Genomic DNA, 19,018 nt, shown 5'->3' on the forward strand with positions numbered 1-19,018 from the left:
CATAGTCCTCGTCCGGCAAAAGGTCCACGAACTTGCCCGATCACAAGTGTTTCTGGCGCAGCCAGCCGACAGCCAGTTCCTTGGCGGCGTCGAGCGCGCGCTGCGGCAGCGTGCCGACTTTCACCGCCTCGGCGGCGAACAGCGGCGTGCGCTGGCTGAGCGTGTCGCCTATCCAAACGCGCAGTTCGCCGACCGGTTGCCCCTCCTCCACCGGTGCCGCCACCGGACCGTTATAGACGATCCTGGCCGTCAACTTGTCGCGGTTGGCGATCGGCAGGAAGATGTCCACCGGGCCTTTGGCTTTCAACGCCACGCCGGACTTGTCGCCGCCGAAGACCTCGGCTTCGCCGACCACCTCGTCCTTGGCGAAGATCTCTGTCTTCTGGAACGAGCGCGATCCCCAATCGAGCAGCTTGCGCGCTTCCTCTGACCGTTCCCGGTCGCTTGCGAGCCCGTTCATCGCCACAATGACCCTGCTGCCGTTGTGGCTGACCGTGCCGACAATGCCGAATCCCCCCGCCTCGCTGGCACCGGCGACGAAGCCGTCGGCTTCGATGCCCATGGAAAGCAACGGATTGCGGTTCCGCTGGGAGATTTTGTTCCAGGTGAAATCCGGCTGGCCATAGTAGTGGAAGAATTCCGGATAGTCGCGCCAGATATGGAGCGCCAGTTGGGCGAGTTCGCGCACCGTCGTCTGCTGACCATCGGCCGGCAGGCCGGTCGAATTGACGAAGGTGGATTTCTGAAGGCCGATTTCGCGGGCGCGCTCCGTCATCTGGGCGGCGAAATTTGCTTCCGAACCCGCCATGCCTTCGGCGAGCACGATGCAGCCGTCATTGGCGGCCTGCACGGTCACGCCCTGGATGAGGTCCTCGACGCGGACCGCCGATTTCAGCTTGGCGAACATGGTCGAGGTTCCCGACGGCGCCCCACCTGTGCGCCAGGCGTTCTCGCTGACCACGAAAGTATCATCGAGCGTCATGCGCTTCGACTTGATGGCGTTGAAGACCACTTCCATCGTCATCAGCTTGGCCATCGAGGCGGGCGGGAACGGCTTGTCCGCGTCCTTGGCGAAAAGCACGGTCCCGGTCTCGGCATCGATCATGAATGCCTGCGCCGCCTTGGTCTCGAAGAGCTGCGCGCCGGCCGGGCCAAGGCAAAGCAGCAAGAGGGCCAATCCCAGGAATCCGGCGAAAGGCGAAAAGAAGCGGAACAGCATGAAGTCTCGACCCGTTACCCCCCGGCCAAGCTAGCAGGGTTCTTTCCGACGGATCAACCGTGCGTGCGATCAGTTTCGCACAACCAGCGCGTCCGGCGCGCCATGCGACCACGCCGCCTTGAGCAGGTCGTCGATGCTGCCATGGCCATTCGGATAGACATTGACCGCATACCAGTCGTTGCCGTCGAGTTCGGTGCGCTGGATTTCGGTCCTGCCGAACCGCTCGAGTGCCGCTGCCACCCGCTTTGCCTGGACCGCGTCATCGAATGAACCAGCGGCGACATAGTCCGAATCCGGCGCCTGATCCTGGCGATTCGATTTCTTCCAGGACTGCAGGATGTCGGCAGGCGACATGCCGCTTGCGTCGAGGGCGGCAAAGACGTCGGCTCGCTTGACCCGCTCATCGGCATAGGACAGCGAGGCCATGGCAAAGGGCGAATTCGGCGGCAGCCTGAATTCCGGACGCTCCGGCACGATCGGTCCAAAATCGGGCAGCACGACCTCGCTGACACCCTGCCCCGACATAGCAGGCTGCTCGGACGAGGTCGGTTGCGCCGACAGCCCGGGCTGCGACGCAAAAGCCTGCCCCGAACTGGTCAGCTGGCCGGGGAATGGCACGGCCGGTGGAGGCGCATCACTCATCGACAGGCTCGGCGAGGGGCCGTTCATGGCCACCATCACGCCTGTCGGCAGGCCATCGGACGGATCCGGCCGCCTGTTGCCGGGACGGTAGGAAGCCATCAGATACTGGTCGTCATTGCCGTCGAGCGGCGCCCGGCCGACATATTCGACCTTCACCTTTGCGGTGCCGACCCTGTCATAATCGAGCATTTGCGCGACACGCTCCGACACGTCGATGATGCGGCCCTCATGGTATGGGCCGCGGTCATTGACCCGCACGATGACCGAACTGCCGGTCTCAAGATTGGTGACGCGGGCATAGCTCGGCAACGGCATGGTCGGATGCGCCGCCGTCAGTTGCGCCGTGTCATAGACTTCGCCATTGGCTGTGAGCCGGCCGTGGAAGGCGTCGCCGTACCATGAGGCCAGACCCACCTTGGCGTATCTCTTGTCTTCCTTGGGATAATACCACTTGCCGCGGACTTGATAGGGCTTGCCGAGCTGGTCACGACCGCCGCCGCGCCGCATGAAGGCGACGCGCGGGCTCGCCTTCACGCCATATTCGGATTCGGCGAAGTATTCCTTGGAGCGCGGCCGCTTGTCGATCATGGCTTTTGGCTGCGGCGTCGACGTGCAGCCGGCAAGCAGTGCCACTGACAGGGCGCACAGCGCGAAAGCAGGAGCGCGACGAAGACGCGGACGCGCCGGTGTCTGCATGATTTCGATTGTCCCCTAAGTCTTGCCGCCATCAGCCGGAGCCAAAGCGCCCGCAAATGCCAGCAACACCTTGATCCCCAATCCCCTTTTGCACAGGAATTGTTTATCACGATGTTAATCGATTATGGCCGGAACCGGGCGAGATTATGGCGGGATCGCCCGTGGCTTAGCGCGCGACCGTCACCGGCCACCCGAGGTATGCTACACGGGTGTATTCGGCAAGGGCCTTCCATGCCCTGCGGAGTATGACCGGGAGCCTTTCGCGCCATTAGCCGTCAGGTGAGAGCTTAGGGCTTATATTAGCTGTCTCTTGTATTTTTCTCTAATCAGGATCATGCTTGGATGCGGCGTGGGCCACTGGATTGGGAACTGGTGGGTTTGAAGGGGTAACGCGCGTCATGGAACTCGCAGTCTGCTATGACCACAGCAGTCTAGAACTTGCGTGGTCGATCTTCCTCGACATCACGGCGGTCTTCCTGATCATGGCGGCCTTCGCGGCCATGCGGCTGATCGCATTGTCGGGCAAGGATCCGGTCGAGCGGTTCCAACCCGCCTAAACTCCTGAGCCCCGCGACTTTGAGGGAGCTTACCGATGCGACCGGTTCTGTTGGTCGTCGCCGCAGTTGCCGTTTTTTTCGTGTGGGACGGTCTGGCTAACAAGGGCCGATACTGGACTCAACTCTCGAGCGGCCTTCAGCAGGCAGAGAATTTTCCGGGACTTGTGAGGGTCTCGTTCAACAACTAAAGCGCGTCGCGCTGAAACGGATCCGAACGGATTCAGGCGACGCGCTTTAAGTCTTTGATTTGATGCATGTCTTTGCCCCAGAACCGCTGCACACTTCTGGGCGACATGCATGAGTTTCGCGGAGCGAACGTGCAGCGTGCCGCCGCGGTGCTTGGATCAGTCCGCCTGTCGCTCGAGGATACCGACCGACCCGCGATTGGCGGTCTCCTTCCGAATGGGTTGCCGGTGTTAGGCTGAGGAAGCAGTGAGTCTCGGCCGACGACACTGGAGAACACGACGACTTTCTTCCTTCCTCCCCTCCCGTTGCAACAGGGCGACAAACTCTGCCTCGAAAGCCTCCGTATTCCTTCGTCTGTCGCTCCTGAGGGAGAAGTACGCCAGGGCAAATGCCAAGATCATCGCCAAGCTGGTCGCGCCCGCGATATGGTCGCTGCCGAAGACCCAAGAAGAAATTGCAACCGTGCCTCCAGCTATGGCGACCCCAAGCACGCCTGCCTGGAGAGGACTATATCTTGCTGGTGGCTCTACAGTGTCCGCCAATCGCTTGGCTTCCAGGTAAATATTCAGTGCGTCCATTTGCCAAACCCCTGATATCAACCTGCATTTTAGCAATTTCTAATGACACAGCTAAGCGGGCCCACATGCCTGGCGGTCATGCGACCGAAGTCCTGTCGGCGGGGCTGACGGGTGGGCCATTGGTCTGTCTGGCCCGCCAACGCTTTGGGAAGCGCAAAATGATCGCATCGCCTCAGCGCCTTTGGCTGAACATTAGGGAGGTGCCGCAGCGGGTGGTTGACGCGGCCCTGACTGCCGCACTACAGGAATGAAGCGCGAACCGGTCGAGCCCGCTGGTGCACTGCGGTGCCCACCTGCTCAAAACGACCGACAGCGATGATCCTAAGTGGTTGAAAAACCGCAGCGGAGGGATGGCCGAGCGGTTTAAGGCACCGGTCTTGAAAACCGGCGTGGGCGCAAGTTCACCGTGGGTTCGAATCCCACTCCCTCCGCCACAAGGTCTAGCAATTTCAAAGCGTTAGATACTGTTCTGGGCCATGCCATAACTTCGCCATGCCCCAAAAAAGAAACGCCCGGTGCCGAAGCGCCGGGCCAAGGGACTGGAGTTTGGTCTAAGGGGTGAAGAGATACCTTAACCCCAAATTCGTCTACCGCACTCATCACACATTCGCGATTGCTAAAAAGCCCGGTAACCGAAGCGATCGGGCCATCGCGGAGTGGTACGCGCCGTTACCAGAGGCTGCCGTGGTATTGGCGGGCTTTCTCATCTGGACCGCCTTCAACCACTAAAAGCCTTGAAGCGCGTCGCCTGGATCCGTTTCAGCGCCACGCGCCTTAGGGCGCTGCCGATCGAGACCGCAAGCCTTGGTGCCTCGGCGTCAAGCTGGTGCCGCCGGCGGGCGCCAACCTCCTTAGGTTAGTCCCGCCTTCGTTCTTATGGATGCGTTCCGATCATTTTAGCGACAGCGTATATTCCTCGTTAGCCGGTGCCCGTCGTAGCGTAGTCCCCGTAGCGAAGTCCCCGCCGGTCAGGCCCGGTCACCCTTACTCCCCGAAACTAAGGGTACCGGGCCGCTCCCGCCTCCGCGCAGCAGGGTAGACCGGGATCCGAAACCCCTCCCCGCTCAGATGACGGCTTCTTCGAGGAACGGCTCGTTGCGCGGGATACGCTCGTAGCAGAACGGCGACAGGTCGAGCGTCTGGAAGGATCCGTGGACGATCAGCTCCGACACCGCCCGGCCAACCGCCGGCGACTGCTGCAGGCCGTGACCGGAGAAGCCATTGGCAAACATGAAGTTTCTTACCTCTGGGTGGAAGCCGACGATGCCGTTGTGGTCGAGCATGTTGTATTCGTAATGGCCGGTCCAACTGGTCTGGACCTTCAAGGCGTCGAAGGCCGGAATGCGGTGCCACAGCGCCGGCCAGATATAGTCGTCGAACTCCTCGAAATGCATTTCGAAGTCGTCATAGTCGGCCGGCCCATCGCCTTGCGGCGTGTTGCCGGTGAGGAAAAGCTCACCTTCCGGGCGCACGAACGTGCCGGAAAGATCGATGACGTTGGGCATGCGGCCCGGGATCGGATTGGCACTGGCGAAGACGAAGCTGTAGCGCTTGTAAGGCGCTACCGGGATGGAGAGCCCGGCCATGCCGGCGACCTGCTGCGCTCGCGGGCCCGCGGCGTTGACCAAGGTGCCGCAGGCCACCGTCTCGCCGGTCGCGAGTTTCGCCGAGACGACTCGGCCGCCAGCCACCTCCAGCCCCGTCACGGCATTGTCGATGTATTCGACCCCGCTGGCTCGCGCGGCGCGGCGGAAGCCGTTCAGCATGCCCATGGAATCGAACCAGCCCTCTTCGCGGGAACCCCATGAACCGCCGCCGAGATCCTCGACATTCAGCCACGGAAAGCGTTCCTTCAGCGGACCCGGCTCGAGAAAGACCGTATGAGCGCCGAGGCTGCGCTGCAGGTCGACCCGTTCCTTGGCCGCCTCCACGCCGTCAGGCGAGCAGCAGTAAAGATATCCGTGCTCGCGAAAGCCGAGGTCGGGGGCCGGCTCGTTGTTGTAGAAAGGCGCCATCCGCTCCTGGAAGCCGCGGATGATCTCGATGCCGAACTGGCTGATCCTCACGTTGATCGGATTGGAATATTGCTGGCGGATGGCGCTGGTGGAGAGCGCCGTCGAGGAGAATTCGTAACTCGAGTCGCGCTCGACCACCAGGATTGAAGCTTTATCGCCCAGCGCCTGGCTCAGCCAGTAAGCCGTAGACGAGCCCATGACCGCGCCGCCGACGATGACGATGTCATAGGACCTGCGCGAAGGAGATTTGTAGGGAGGAATCGGCATGGTTTTTCTTCGCTCTACCGGTTGAACGAGGCGATCAGGGCATCCGAGCCTCGTGCCAACAGGCCGAGGTCCGAACCGACGGCAATCATGGTGAAGCCATCGTCGAGATAGCGGTCGGCATCCGTCTTGACGGGAGCCAGGATGCCGCTGGCCTTGCCCGCGGCTGCCGCAGCCTTGCGCACCGACGAAATTGCTTCCTGTACGTGTGCCGCGCCGGGATTGCCCATGGCGCCCATGTTCGTGGAGAGATCGCCCGGCCCGAGAAACAGGACGTCGACGCCCTCCACCGCTGCAATCTCGGCGGCATTGGCGACGCCGGATTCGTCTTCGATCTGCACGGCCAGCAGCTGCTGCTCGCGCGCCTTGGCGTGGTAACCGGCGATCCGGCCGAACGCGTTGGCGCGGTGGCCGACCGAGAAGCCGCGGAAGCCGCCGGGCGCGTATGTCATTGCGGCAACGATTGTCCGCGCCTGATCCGCAGTCCGCACGTTCGGGATCATCAGGCTGCGGGCGCCGACATCCAGCGCCTGCTTGATGAGATTGGGATCGTCCGATGGCAGCCGCACCACCGCCTCGCAAGGGAATGCCGCGGTGACCTGCAACTGCGCCATGATGCTGCGCAGATCGTTCGGGCTGTGCTCGCCGTCGATCAGCAGCCAACCTGCTCCGGAACCTGCAACGACCTCGGTGGTGAGCGCCGAGGCCAACGAGCACCAGATTCCGATATGAGATCGGTTTGCCTGCACGGCCGCCTTCAGCGAGTTGATGCGCTCCTGCATTTTGCGATCGGCTCCAGTCAGAGATGCATTGAAATTTGTATGATGTCCTATATCATACACGTAACTTGAGCTGCAAGCCGCTCTGACGCGACAGAAAGATTTGAGCATGAAAATTGGCTTTATCGGTTTGGGCGTGATGGGTGCGCCAATGGCGCGACATCTCGCCGATGCCGGACACGATATCGTCACGGTGCTGAACCGCTCGCCTCTTCCAAAAGGGCTGAATGCGTCGGTGGTCGCCTCCCCTGCCGAAGTGGCGTGCGCATCCGAGATCGTCATCACCATGCTGCCCGACACGCCTGACGTGGAACTGGTCCTCGTCGGCCAAAACGGTGTGCTGGAGGGAATCTCGGCGGGAAAGCTGGTCATCGACATGAGTTCGATAAGCCCGATCGCCACGGCCGGATTCGCGTCGAGGTTCCGGCAAGCCGGCGCCGGCTATCTGGACGCACCCGTCTCCGGCGGCGAGGTCGGCGCCAAGGCAGCGAGCCTCACGGTCATGGTCGGCGGCCCGGCCGCCGAGTTCGAGCGCGCGTTGCCGATCTTTGAGAAGCTCGGCAGGAACATCACGCTGATCGGCGAGAAGAACGGCGCCGGCCAGACCTGCAAGATCGCCAACCAGATCATCGTAGCGCTCAACATCGAGGCCGTTGCCGAGGCTCTGGTCTTTGCCAGCAAGGCCGGCTGCGATCCGGCGAAAGTGCGCAGTGCCCTGATGGGGGGCTTTGCCTCCTCGCGTGTGCTGGAGGTCCATGGCGAGCGCATGATCGCCCGCAGTTTTGCGCCGGGGTTTCGCATCCGGCTGCACCAGAAGGATCTCAATCTCGCGCTCGAAAGCGCCCGCGCGCTCGGCGCGGCACTGCCGAGCACAGCGATGGCGCAGCAATTGATGAACGCCTGTTCGGCGCGACCGGACGGCGCGGAAGCCGACCACTCGTCCCTCGTTCGGGCTCTCGAAGTCCTGAGCGACCATGAATTGTCAAAGGAAAGGAATTGAACCGATGCGCGGAACCGGCAAAGCCGATGTCTTCGTGATGCTTGCCCATCCCGTGGGCCATGCGAAGAGCCCTGGCATCTTCAACGAGATCTTCGAGCAGAAAGGGCTCGACAGCCTGATGGTGCCGCTGAGCTGCCGTCCGGAGGACTTCGACACCTTCTGGGCCGGCATCACGGCGGCGGAGAACATCCGTGGCGTCATCATCTCGGTGCCGTACAAAGTGCCGGTCTACCACAAATGCGCGGCCGCCCACGACCGCGCGGCACGCGTGCAGAGCGCGAACTCCGTGCGCAGGCAGGCCGACGGCACCTGGTATGCCGACAATTTCGACGGCGTCGGCTTCATCGACGGGCTGAAGGCGGGCGGACACCAGATCGCAGGCCGGCGCATCCTTCAGGTCGGCGCCGGCGGCGCTGGCTCCTCGCTGACCTACTGCCTGGCCGAAGAAGGCGCAGCGGAAATTCGCCTTGCCGACATCGACACGGAACGTGCGCAGAAGCTCGCGTCGTTGGTCCACCAATCCTTTCCAAATTGCCGCATCGAGGTCGGCCAGCCCGACCCATCCGGAATGGACATGGCGATCAACGCCACACCGTCCGGCCTGAAGGCCGGCGACCCGCTGCCGATGGATGTGAGCCGACTGACGCCGAACATGACGGTGGTCGACATCATCATGGAGCCGGCCCAGACGGCCCTGCTCAAGGCGGCGAAGGAAATTGGCTGCCGGATCCAGCCCGGACGCCCGATGATGGATTTCCAGGTAGAAGCCATGGCTGAATTTTTCGACATCGAGCGGAAGGATCGCGGCAATGGCTGAAGCAATGACCGCCGTCGTCATCGGCGGCACATCCGGCATCGGACGCGCGATAGCAGAGCGCTTCGCCGAGGACGGCTATCAGGTGGTCGTCGCGGGCCGCGATGCCGTCCGAGGCAAGGAAACGGCAACGGCCTGCGAGACTGCCGGCGCGCCACGCGCCGTCTTTGTCCAGACCGATGTCGCCGCCCCCTCCTCTGTCGAGGCTCTGGCGGTCGATGCCGTGGACAGGTTCGGTACGCCTCATGTCGTGGTCAACTGCGCCGGCATCCTTCAGAGCGGCAAGCATGTGCTCGACCAGGATCTGGACGAAGACGAGAAGATGTGGCGGATCAACTATCGCGGCACCCTTCTCGGCTGCCAGGTGTTCGGCCGGCTGATGTCGGCCGCCGGGCGCGGCGCGATCCTCAACGTCGGGTCGCTGGCCTCTTTCGCACCGCTGTCGCTCCCAGCCTACACGCCCGGGAAGCACGCGGTGCTGGCCCTGACCCAGATGCTGGCTGCCGAGCTCGGTCCGCATGGGGTTCGCGTCAATGCCGTGGCGCCGGGCTACACGCTCTCCGACGGGCTGAAGACCAAGATCGCCAAAGGCGAACGCAACCCGGATGCGATCCAGGCCACTACGGCGCTGCGCCGCTTCGTCGAGCCGCGCGACGTGGCCGAGGCGGCCTTGTTCCTCTGCTCCGACCGCGCCGCTTCGATCACCGGGATCACGCTGCCCGTCGATGCCGGCTGGCTTGTCCAGGCGCCCTACGCGCAGTACCTGCAAGGCAATCCTATCCGGCAAGCACCGGTGATCTGACAGATGGCCAAAGCCGGAATTCACGGTCGGACGGTCGCCACGGCGGCGGTTTGAATGGTTTTGCCGGTTCGGGCATCATCCCGAATCTGGCCTTGGACGCGAACGGAAGGGTCCTGATGACGAAGCGCAAGCCGCTGTCCACCGTTGTGGCGGAGAGCCTGGCCGACAAGATCCATTCGGGAAAGCTGCAGCCCGGCGCGCAACTGCCGACGGAGGCGGAGCTTTGCGCCGAATACGATGTCAGCCGCACGGTTGTGCGCGAAGCGGTGGCGCGTCTGCGCTCGGAAGGCATGGTGGTGCCGCAGCAAGGGCGCGGTATGTTTGTCAGCCAAACGCCTGCACCACGCAATTTCTCAATTCCGGACGAGGCGCTCAGAACCCTGCCGGAAACCATCGCCCTGCTCGAATTGAGATTGAGCGTCGAAGTGGAATCCGCCGGGCTTTGCGCGGAACGCCGGACCGACAAGGAAGCGAGCAATATCCGGGCCATGATGGATGAGATCGACGCGCAGCAGGCGGATCCCGCCGCCGTCCAGATCCACTACGACTATGATTTTCACCTCGCGATCGCCAAGGCCGCCCGCAATGAGTTCATCCATGGCTTCCTGAGCTATCTCGGACCGATGATCGTGCCACGTTTCCAACTCGGCTATGTCGTCGAGCCGGCACTCAAGGACAGCTACTACGCGCGCATTCACAGCGAGCACCAAGCCATCGTCGATGCGATCGAAAGACAGGATGGCCGCGCCGCCCGCCAGGCCATGCGCAAGCATCTGCACAACAGCCTCGGACGCGTGCGCGCCTTGGCGAGAGCCTCTGGCGTAGAGGCAACGGATGCAGAGCAGAAGGCGGCCGCGGCCACGCTTTTCACCAAAATGAAAAGGCCGGTATCGACAGGCGGATGAGCCTCAAGGGCTTGCATTGCTGACCACATGGTCCGGGGGCCAGGCGTCACCCGCTAGCGAAAGCCGCGTTTTGCTCAATCGGCAACGCGAAAGCGCTTTGCATGGGTAGAAAAGTATTGCTTTCCTTTGATTTGCTGCGGCTGGGGCTCGTGCAAGCGGCGCAGCACGCTTCAGTCGCCGGAAGCGCTTTCGAAAGTGCATCTTTCCTTTTTGTTGCTTTTCTTGGTTTCGCAGCATCGGCCAAGGCCGCACACTGACGCCAGCCAATTTGGGGAACCCACGTGACCACAGCCTTCATCACAGGAGCGACGAGCGGCATAGGGCGAGCGATCGCCATCGCGTTGAGCGACGCCGGCTATGACGTCTATGCGGTCGGCCGCAGCCAGGCAGCGCTGAAGGAGCTGCAGTCCGAGCGGCCAGGCATTGTTCCGATCGCCGTCGACATCACCGATCGCGAGGCGCTGGAATCGGTGCTGGCAGGTCTAACCGTCGACGTCTTGATCAACAATGCCGGCATAATGCCGCCGCTCGGCAACTTCGCCGACATGAAGATCGCCGATATCGACACGACGCTTGAGATAAACCTCAGCGCAGCGATCCTGCTCACCCGCCTCGTCGTGTCGCAGATGCGCGAGCGGCAGTCGGGGCACATATTGTTCACCGGCTCCGTCGCGGGCCATGCCGCATTCTCCAACATTGCCGTCTACTCGGCCACCAAGGCGGCGATCTCGGGCTTTGCCGCCGGGTTGCGCGCCGACCTCTCCCCGTCCGGCATACGTGTCACCGAGATCGTCGCCGGCCGTGTCGAGACGCAGCTTTACAACCAGATCCTCGACGCCAACGCGCGCGCTGCCATGTACGCCGGAAAGGTGGTGCAGCCGGATGACGTGGCCAAGATGGTCGTCGCGGTGCTGGCGCTCCCCGCGTGGGCCGACGTTACCCGTTTCGACATCATGCCGACCTGGCCGACCTCGCCGAGCGGCACCAAATAAGGAAAAACTGGAATGAAGGATCTTTCCGTTCTGATCGTTGGCGGCGGCGCCGGCCTGGGTGCGCTTCTCGCCCGCATGGCCGTCGAGGCCGGAGCGGCCAAGCTGGGCATCATCGACATCAACAAGGAAGCCGCCGAGGCAGCGCTCGAACCAGCAAAGGCCAAGGGCTTGCCGACCGCGGCCGCGACTTGCGACATCCAGCTCGGCCCTCAATGCCACGCCGCCTTCGACGCCGTCGTTGCGAATCTCGGACGCGTCGACACGCTGATCAATTGCGCCGCGATCTACCCACGCCGTCCGCTGCTCGAGATCACCGACGCCGAGTGGGACGCCTCCAACGGCATCAACATCAAGGGCACCTACCACATGATGGTGGCGGCGGTTCGCCACATGCAGTTGCAGGAGCCGAAAGCCCAGGTGCGCGGGCGCATCGTCAATCTGACCTCGGTCGACGCTTTCAAGGCGCATCCGCAGAACGCCCATTATGCGGCAACGAAGGCTGCGGTCGTCAGCCTGACGCGGTCCTTTGCCCATCACGTCGCAAAGGACGGGATCCTGGTGAATTCGGTGGCGCCGGCCGGCATGGCCACGGAGAAGGCGAAGGCCCTCGGCTTCCTCGAGGAACTCGCCAAGGCCAGCCCGCTCGGCCGCGGTGCCGAGCCGACCGAGATCGCCGAATGGGTGCTGATGACCGGCGGCCCGAAGAACACCTACATGACCGGCGAAAATGTAATCGTTTCCGGCGGTTACATATACGCTTGAGCGGGCTTTCAGCGGCCGCCGCCGGCTGAGATACGGCAGTGCATCATCAACGGAGTCTCGGACGAAAGGAGGCGGAATTCACCATGACCGGCAAGCTTCGCCTTCCTTCGCTCAATGCTCTTCGGGTCTTTCATGCCGTGGCGCAGCACAAAAGCTTCCGGCAGGCGGCCGACGAGCTGCTGGTGACCCCACAGGCCGTCGGGCAGCAGATCAAGCTCCTGGAGGACACGCTCCAGGTGACGCTGTTCGAGCGCAAGGGCCGATCGATCGAACTGACCGAGTCGGCGATCCTGCTCTCGCATTACGTCAAGGCCGGCTTCGACGAGTTCTCCGAAGGCGTCCGCCGCGTCACCAAATCGAACTACAGGGATCGCATCAACCTCAATGCGAGCCCCTACTTCGCCACGCACTATCTTCTGCCCAGGCTTGCGCTGTACCGCGAGATCCTGCCGGGCGCCGACCTACGCCTGACGACGATGGTCGACTTGCCCGATTTCGGCCGTGACGACATCGATATGACGGTGCAGTGGGGCTACGGCAACTGGCCGGACTACGAGACCACGCTGCTGGTGCCGGATCCGAAGATCATCTGCTGCACGCCGGCCATCGGCGAGAAGATCAAGTCGGCTCAGGACCTGACGCGGTTCACCCTGCTCGACACCGTCAAGTCGAAGCGCCTGTGGCCGGACATATTGCGGCACCTCGGCGTGGAGCAGGCGGAAGGTGACCGCAGCATCGGCTTCGACGACGCCGCGACGATGCGCCGTGCGGCCCTGCAGGGCATCGGCATCGGGCTCGTCTCCGTCATCGACGCCGAGGAGGATTTGCGATCGGGCGCGCTGGTTGCGCCGATCGGCCGTGACGCTCTTTCAGACATGAAGACCGAGGAGGTCCCAGGCTTCTACCTGATCGTGCCGCGCGGTCATCTGCGCGTGAAAGCCGTGGCGGCCCTGCATCGATGGCTCGTTCAGCAGGACTGGGGGAGCGACCTCAAGCTTTCTTCGCTGCCGAAACCGACCCCGCTCTCCGATTAGGAGCGGCTTCGTGACCGGGGTCCAGGACGCGCGTCTCAGACCTCCAAGAACAAGAACAAAGCAAACCTCAACAGTGGAGACACAGAACATGAAAATGATGCAATGGGGGGCCGCGGCCGTGGCCCTTGGCCTGGTTCATTTCGCGGTGCCGGCCGAGGCGGCCGGCGGCAAGACGCTGGAAACCGTGAAGGCGCGCGGAATGCTCAACTGCACCGGCCATGACGGCTCCTATCTCGGCTTCGCCGAGGTCGACGACACGGGCAACTGGAAGGGCATGGACATCGATCTCTGCAAAGCGGTGGCCACGGCCGTGCTCGGCGGTCCGGCGAAGCTGAAAGTCGTTCCGATCAGCTGGGCCCAGCGCTGGCCGTCGCTGCAGTCGGGCGACGTCGACATCATCATCAAGGCCTCGGGCGGCACGCTCAGCCGCGACACCGAACTCGGCCTGCAATTCTCGATGTCCTATTATCTCGGCACAACCAAGGTGATGGCGCACAAGGAACTCAATCTGAAGTCGCTGAAGGACGCCAATGGCGGCACGATCTGCATTCCCGCCGGGACGACCATCGAGCAGCAGGTTGCGGCCTATGCGCAGAAGGTGGGAATCAAGCTGGAACCGGTCGTCATCGAAAAGACCGAGGAGCTTGAGCAGGCATACTTCTCGGGCCGCTGCGATATGTACGCCCAATGGGGGCCGGTTCTCGCAATCGCGCGTGTCGCCAAGGGCAAGGTCGACGACCACGTGATCCTGCCCGACGTGCTCGCCGTCGAGCCCGAGGTGATGATCGTGCGGCAAGGCGACGACAATTGGGTCGACGTTGCCAATTGGACGCTCACTGCCCTGCTCTTCGCCGAGGAGGAAGGCATCACGTCCAAGAATGTCGATGAGATCAAGGCCAAGCCGACCTCACCGCAGGTGGCGAAGTTCCTCGGCGCGACACCGGGCCTGGGCAAGGGTCTCGGGCTCGCCGACGACTGGGCCTACAACGTGATCAAGAAGGTCGGCAATTACGGCGAGATCTTCGATCGCGATCTGGGCAAGGACTCGCCCTACAAGATGGATCGCGAGCTGACCAACCTCTGGAACAATGGCGGGGTCCTGTTCCCGCTGGTGATCGACTGATCCACCAGACATGCCGAATGGCATCACTTGGCGCCGCTGAAATGCGGCTGGGAGGAATTTAACGCATGTGCCTCCGCCCTGCTTTCGCCGGGCGGAGACGGCGGCAATTCAGGAAAAGTCGGTCAATGGTCAGCCTGCTGAGAAATCAGAAGGCCCGCAACGCGCTGTTGCAGGTTGTCTATGTCGGGTCGCTTGGAGCGCTGGTGCTGGCCTGCGCGATGATCGCCCGACGCAACCTTGCCCAGCAGGGGATCACCTCCGGGTTCGACTTCTTGTATAAGTCGACGGGTTGGGACGTGAGCTTTTCCCTCCTGCCCGCCACGGCCAATGATCCCTACTGGTGGTATTTCCTGATCGGGATCATCAATACGCTCTTCCTGGGCAGCGTCGGGCTGATCCTGGCGACAGTCGTCGGGACGATCGTCGGTTTGGCGCGCACCTCCTCCAACGAATTGGCGCGGCTGCTCGGCCGTACCTATGTCGACATCTTCCGCAACATCCCGCTGATCCTGCAGGTGTTCTTCTGGTACGCCGTCATCACGCACCTGCCGACGCCGCGCGCCGCGCATCAGGCCTTCGGCATGTTGCTGACCAGCCGTGGCCTTTATGCACCGATCCCCAATGTCGGCGGCGTTGCGTTCGCGGCGGCGGCCATCGCATTCATCGGCGCAATCGCGCTTCCCGTCTGGCTGGGCAGGACGTCGCGCCTCAACCGACCGCTCGGCGAGCGCCTCGGCATCCAACTCGCCGGCGCGGCGGCGGCGCTGGCCTGCGCGGTCCTCATCCTGGCGGGCGGCCGCCTTCCGGGCCTGCCGCTGCTCGACTTCCCGGCCTTGCAGGGCCTCAACATCAAAGGGGGCTTGCGCATTCCGCCGGAATTTTCCGCGCTGGCGGTGGCTATCGCCATCTATGGCGGCTCCTACATCGCCGAGATCGTGCGCGGCGGCTTCAAGGCTGTCAGCAAGGGCCAGGTGGAAGCGGCACTTTCGCTGGGGCTCAGCCCTTGGCGCATCTTCACGCTGGTGCGGCTGCCGCTGGCGCTGCGCGCCATGCTGCCGATCCTCGCCAACCAGTATGTCTGGTTGATAAAGGCAACGACGATGGGCATTGCCGTCGGTTTCACCGACTTCTTCATGATCGTGGCGCTGACGATCAACCATTCCGGCCAGACGCTTGAGGCGATCGGCATCCTGATGGCGGGCTTCCTTACCATCAATCTGAGCCTGGCCGCTGTATTCAACCGCATCAACAAGGCCATTGCCCTTAAGGGCAATCAACTGAGGGGATGAGACAATGGAGATGATCTTTGTTGCTCCGCCCGCGCCAGGACGGCTGGAGGATCTGAAGCGACGCTTCTTTGTAACACCGCTTCAGGCCCTGTTGTCGCTGGTGTCCCTTGCCATCATGGCCTCTCTGGCCTGGAAGCTGCTCAATTGGGCAGTGTTCTCGGCGGTGTTCACGACGAGCGGCGGGCCCGAGGCCTGCCAGGCCGCGGCAGGAGCCTGCTGGTCGGTCATCGCGGCGAGGTGGCGCATCATCCTGTTCGGGCTCTACCCCTTCGAGGAGCAATGGCGCTCGGCGCTCGCCTGCGTGACGGTGGTGGTCATGACGGTGCTGAGCTGTATTCCCGCGTTCTGGACGGGCCGCCGCATCGCACTCGTATGGGGCGCCGGAACTGCCCTCTATTACGTGCTGATGAAAGGCGGCGTGCTTGGTCTCGCCTATGTCGGCGAGGAAGCCTGGGGCGGATTGGCGCTGACTCTTTTCATTTTCGTGACCACCTGCCTGATCGGCTTTCCGCTGGCGATCTGCCTGGCCTTGCTGCGCCGGTCCGAACTGCCGTGGATATCGCGGACCACCGGCGTCATCATCGATTCGGTCCGCTCGCTGCCGCTGATCTCGATTCTGTTCACATTCGCCATCGTTCTGCCGTTCGCGCTGCCGCAATGGCTCCAGGGCGACAAGCTGTACAGGGTGATCCTTGGTTCTGCCCTGTTCTTTTCTGCCTATCAGGCTGAGATCGTCAGGGGCGGAATGCAGGGTGTTCCGACGGGACAGGAAGAGGCCGCCATGGCTCTCGGCATGAGCTACTGGCAGCGCATCGGCCGCATCCTGCTGCCGCAGGCCATGCGCAACGCGTTGCCGGCGACGATCAACCAGTTCGTCATCTCGTTCAAGGAAACCTCGCTGGTGGTCATCGTCGGCTTCTTCGAGATCCTGGCCTCAGGCAACGCCGCCTACGGCACCGGCGAATGGCGCTTCGCCTATGTCGAGGTCTATGCCTTCATCGCCTTCATCTACTTCGTCTTCGTCTTCAGCCTGTCCCGCTACGGCGGCTTCCTGGAGCGCCGCATGTCGGTCGGCGAACGCTAAGGGAGGTGCACATGAATGCCACGCAATCGTCCGGACCCGCGGTCCGCATCGAGGGCCTGGACAAATATTACGGGTCGTTCCATGCGCTGCGGAAGATAGACCTTTGCGTGGAGCGGGGAGAAAGGATCGTCATCTGCGGTCCTTCCGGCTCCGGCAAGTCCACCATGATCCGCTGCATCAACCGGCTGGAACAGCACAATGGCGGCCGCATCACCGTGCTCGGCACCGAACTCAACGACGACGTCGGCAACATCGACGAGATCAGGCGCGAAGTCGGCATGGTGTTCCAGCACTTCAACCTGTTTCCGCATATGACGGTGCTGGAGAACTGCATGATCGCACCGATGATCGTGCGCAAGCGGCCGCGCGCGGAAGCCGAGGCGACCGCGCGGCGCTATCTGGAAAAGGTCCGCATTCCCGAGCAGGCGATGAAGTTTCCGGGACAGTTGTCCGGCGGCCAGCAGCAGCGGGTGGCGATTGCGCGTGCCCTTTGCATGCAGCCGCAGATCATGCTGTTCGACGAACCGACTTCGGCGCTCGATCCGGAAATGATCGCCGAAGTGCTCGACGTCATGGTGACGCTTGCCTCCGAGGGCATGACGATGATCTGCGTCACGCATGAAATGGGCTTCGCGCGCCGGGCTGCCGATCGGGTGATCTTCATGGACGGCGGCGAGATCGTCGAGGAGGCGCCGCCGGAGGAGTTCTTCGCCGCGTCCCGCAACGAGCGCACGCGACAGTTCCTCTCGCAGGTTCTGGGTCATTGAGCGGGCGCCCCTACCCTCTATACGCGGCACGTCGGACAGTTCAGGGACTTCGATGACAGATCCCGTCGGTGCATTGCAGGCGATTCTGGGACCGAAAGGCTGGCTTTCGGGGAGCGACGCCGAGCCATATCAACGCGATTGGCTGAACCGCTATGGCGTCCCGCCCCTCGGCGTTGCCCGGCCCGCCAACACTGCGCAGGTCGCCGCGGTCGTCAAAGCTTGCCGGGAAGCAGGATTGGCCGTCGTGCCGCAAGGCGGGAACACGGGCCTGTGCGGCGGCGCCGTCGCCGATCAGCCGAACGCGGTGATCGTCTCGCTGTCCCGCATGACGGCGATCGGCCAACCGGACCCGGAAAGCGGCTCGGTCGCGGTCGAAGCCGGCGTCGTGCTTTCCTCCCTGCACGAGGCGCTGGAGCCGCACGGCCTGATGTTTTCGATGCATCTCGGCGCCGAAGGCAGCGCCAGGATCGGCGGCCTGATCGGCACCAATGCCGGCGGCAGCCAAGCGTTCCGCTACGGGATGATGCAAGATCTGGTGCTCGGCCTCGAAGTCGTGACGCCGGACGGCGCGGTGTGGGACGGCCTGCGCGCGGTGCAGAAGGACAATGCCGGCTATCAGTTGCGCAAGCTGTTCTGCGGCGCGGAAGGCACGCTGGGCATTGTGACGCGTGCGGTGTTGCGGCTTTATCCCACGCACCGGCAGCAGGCGAGCGCGCTGCTGGTCATGTCCGACTTTGCCGCCGCCGTCTCGTTCGGCACCTGCCTGCGCGGCGAGGCGCAAGAGTTTCTGGCCGGGCTCGAATTCTTTTCCGATGTCGGGCTGACGCTCGCGCTCAAGCACCTGCCGGACCTCGCCTACCAGCTCGAGTCGCGAGGCGACGTCTATCTGCTCGTCGAAATGGCATCGGGCTCGACGCGCGTTCCCCTCGACGACATCCTGGCTTCAGCGCTGGAATGGGGCGTGGAGCAAGGGCTGGTCGTCGACGGCGCGCTGGCGACCTCGGGCGCGCAGCGGGCGCAGTTCTGGCGCCTGCGCGAGGAACAGCCCGAAGGGCAGCGCCTGGAGGGCGAGCAGCTGAAGCACGACATCTCAGTGCCGCCCGGCGCCATCGCCCGTTTCATCGAAGCCGGCGCAACGATATGCAACGACATTCTTCCCGGCGTGCGGATCAATCCGTTCGGGCATCTCGGCGACGGCAACATTCACTACAACCTGTCGCCTCCGGAGCGTCGCTCCGATTTCGAGGGCAAGGCCGGAGCGTTCGCCGAAGGGCTGGCATCGCTCGCCACGGCAATGGGCGGCAGCTTCGCGGCAGAGCATGGGCTTGGACGCGCCAAGATCGCTATGGCCGACCGCAACCGGGGTTCGGTGGAGCGGGAACTCATGGCGCGGCTGAAGAATGCGTTCGATCCGCAAGGCGCGATGAATCCCGGTGTCCTGGTGCGAAATCCATAGGAAAGAAAAACTTTCGAATGGACCGCATTTCTTGATTTCGCCCCTATCCGACAG

Annotated in this window: 18 protein-coding genes and 1 tRNA gene; 15 read left to right on the forward strand and 4 right to left on the reverse strand. The window is 63.1% G+C overall.

The window, feature by feature from the left end; all coding sequences use genetic code 11:
- Nucleotides 1-40: 40 nt before the first annotated feature.
- A complete protein-coding gene (locus EJ074_RS02880; protein ID WP_176478397.1) occupies nt 41-1,219 on the reverse strand; it encodes a D-alanyl-D-alanine carboxypeptidase family protein in 1,179 nt (392 codons plus the stop codon).
- 69 nt (nt 1,220-1,288) lie between these two features.
- Nucleotides 1,289-2,557, reverse strand: a complete 1,269-nt coding sequence (locus EJ074_RS02885) for a septal ring lytic transglycosylase RlpA family protein (RefSeq protein ID WP_129552760.1) — start codon at nt 2,555-2,557, stop codon at nt 1,289-1,291.
- Nucleotides 2,558-2,955: 398 nt separating this feature from the next.
- Between EJ074_RS02885 and EJ074_RS29510 the strand changes: the two genes are divergently transcribed.
- Together EJ074_RS29510 and EJ074_RS02895 are read left to right on the forward strand one after the other, a co-directional pair.
- Nucleotides 2,956-3,114: a hypothetical protein gene (locus EJ074_RS29510; protein ID WP_165349831.1), complete on the forward strand. Its 159-nt coding sequence runs from the start codon at nt 2,956-2,958 to the stop codon at nt 3,112-3,114.
- 1,108 nt (nt 3,115-4,222) lie between these two features.
- Nucleotides 4,223-4,312: transfer RNA gene (locus EJ074_RS02895), tRNA-Ser, on the forward strand.
- 630 nt (nt 4,313-4,942) lie between these two features.
- Here the strand turns inward: EJ074_RS02895 and EJ074_RS02900 are convergent.
- Both EJ074_RS02900 and EJ074_RS02905 read right to left on the reverse strand, forming a co-directional pair.
- Nucleotides 4,943-6,160 carry an FAD-dependent oxidoreductase gene (locus tag EJ074_RS02900; RefSeq protein WP_095807389.1) on the reverse strand — a complete coding sequence of 406 codons (1,218 nt, stop codon included), beginning with the start codon at nt 6,158-6,160 and terminating at the stop codon, nt 4,943-4,945.
- A 14-nt stretch (nt 6,161-6,174) separates the two neighbouring features.
- Nucleotides 6,175-6,939, reverse strand: a complete 765-nt coding sequence (locus tag EJ074_RS02905) for an aldolase/citrate lyase family protein (RefSeq protein WP_129552762.1) — start codon at nt 6,937-6,939, stop codon at nt 6,175-6,177.
- A gap of 106 nt (nt 6,940-7,045) precedes the next feature.
- On the opposite strand from EJ074_RS02905, the gene EJ074_RS02910 reads away from it, so the two are divergent.
- The 13 genes from EJ074_RS02910 (at nt 7,046) to EJ074_RS02965 (ending at nt 18,964) form a co-directional block, all read left to right on the forward strand.
- Entirely contained in the window at nt 7,046-7,936 is an 891-nt protein-coding gene (locus EJ074_RS02910) for a 2-hydroxy-3-oxopropionate reductase (RefSeq protein ID WP_095807387.1), read from the forward strand.
- A gap of 4 nt (nt 7,937-7,940) precedes the next feature.
- Nucleotides 7,941-8,753: a shikimate dehydrogenase gene (locus tag EJ074_RS02915; RefSeq protein WP_129552763.1), complete on the forward strand. Its 813-nt coding sequence runs from the start codon at nt 7,941-7,943 to the stop codon at nt 8,751-8,753.
- A complete protein-coding gene (locus EJ074_RS02920; protein ID WP_095807385.1) occupies nt 8,746-9,552 on the forward strand; it encodes an SDR family oxidoreductase in 807 nt (268 codons plus the stop codon). Before EJ074_RS02915 ends, EJ074_RS02920 begins: the two co-directional genes overlap by 8 nt.
- Before the next feature lie 116 nt (nt 9,553-9,668).
- Nucleotides 9,669-10,457 (forward strand): FadR/GntR family transcriptional regulator, encoded by a 789-nt coding sequence (locus tag EJ074_RS02925; protein WP_245420412.1) that lies wholly within the window; start codon nt 9,669-9,671, stop codon nt 10,455-10,457.
- Between the two features lie 101 nt (nt 10,458-10,558).
- Nucleotides 10,559-10,714, forward strand: a complete 156-nt coding sequence (locus EJ074_RS29515; RefSeq protein ID WP_165349832.1) for a hypothetical protein — start codon at nt 10,559-10,561, stop codon at nt 10,712-10,714.
- Between the two features lie 24 nt (nt 10,715-10,738).
- A complete protein-coding gene (locus EJ074_RS02930) occupies nt 10,739-11,449 on the forward strand; it encodes an SDR family oxidoreductase (protein ID WP_095807383.1) in 711 nt (236 codons plus the stop codon).
- Nucleotides 11,450-11,461: 12 nt separating this feature from the next.
- Nucleotides 11,462-12,211 (forward strand): SDR family oxidoreductase, encoded by a 750-nt coding sequence (locus tag EJ074_RS02935; protein WP_095807382.1) that lies wholly within the window; start codon nt 11,462-11,464, stop codon nt 12,209-12,211.
- Between the two features lie 83 nt (nt 12,212-12,294).
- Nucleotides 12,295-13,245 (forward strand): LysR substrate-binding domain-containing protein, encoded by a 951-nt coding sequence (locus EJ074_RS02940; RefSeq protein ID WP_095807381.1) that lies wholly within the window; start codon nt 12,295-12,297, stop codon nt 13,243-13,245.
- An 88-nt stretch (nt 13,246-13,333) separates the two neighbouring features.
- Nucleotides 13,334-14,368 (forward strand): amino acid ABC transporter substrate-binding protein, encoded by a 1,035-nt coding sequence (locus tag EJ074_RS02945; protein WP_095807502.1) that lies wholly within the window; start codon nt 13,334-13,336, stop codon nt 14,366-14,368.
- 125 nt (nt 14,369-14,493) lie between these two features.
- Complete coding sequence (locus tag EJ074_RS02950; RefSeq protein WP_095807380.1) at nt 14,494-15,657, forward strand: ABC transporter permease subunit; 1,164 nt, start codon at nt 14,494-14,496, stop codon at nt 15,655-15,657.
- 4 nt (nt 15,658-15,661) lie between these two features.
- On the forward strand, nt 15,662-16,741 hold the full coding sequence (locus EJ074_RS02955; RefSeq protein ID WP_095807379.1) for an amino acid ABC transporter permease: 1,080 nt from the start codon (nt 15,662-15,664) through the stop codon (nt 16,739-16,741).
- Nucleotides 16,742-16,752: 11 nt separating this feature from the next.
- A complete protein-coding gene (locus EJ074_RS02960; RefSeq protein WP_095807378.1) occupies nt 16,753-17,508 on the forward strand; it encodes an amino acid ABC transporter ATP-binding protein in 756 nt (251 codons plus the stop codon).
- Nucleotides 17,509-17,560: 52 nt separating this feature from the next.
- A complete protein-coding gene (locus tag EJ074_RS02965) occupies nt 17,561-18,964 on the forward strand; it encodes an FAD-binding oxidoreductase (protein ID WP_129552764.1) in 1,404 nt (467 codons plus the stop codon).
- Nucleotides 18,965-19,018 lie beyond the last annotated feature (54 nt).

This window comes from Mesorhizobium sp. M3A.F.Ca.ET.080.04.2.1, assembly GCF_003952525.1.
In the GTDB taxonomy this organism is placed as follows: domain Bacteria; phylum Pseudomonadota; class Alphaproteobacteria; order Rhizobiales; family Rhizobiaceae; genus Mesorhizobium.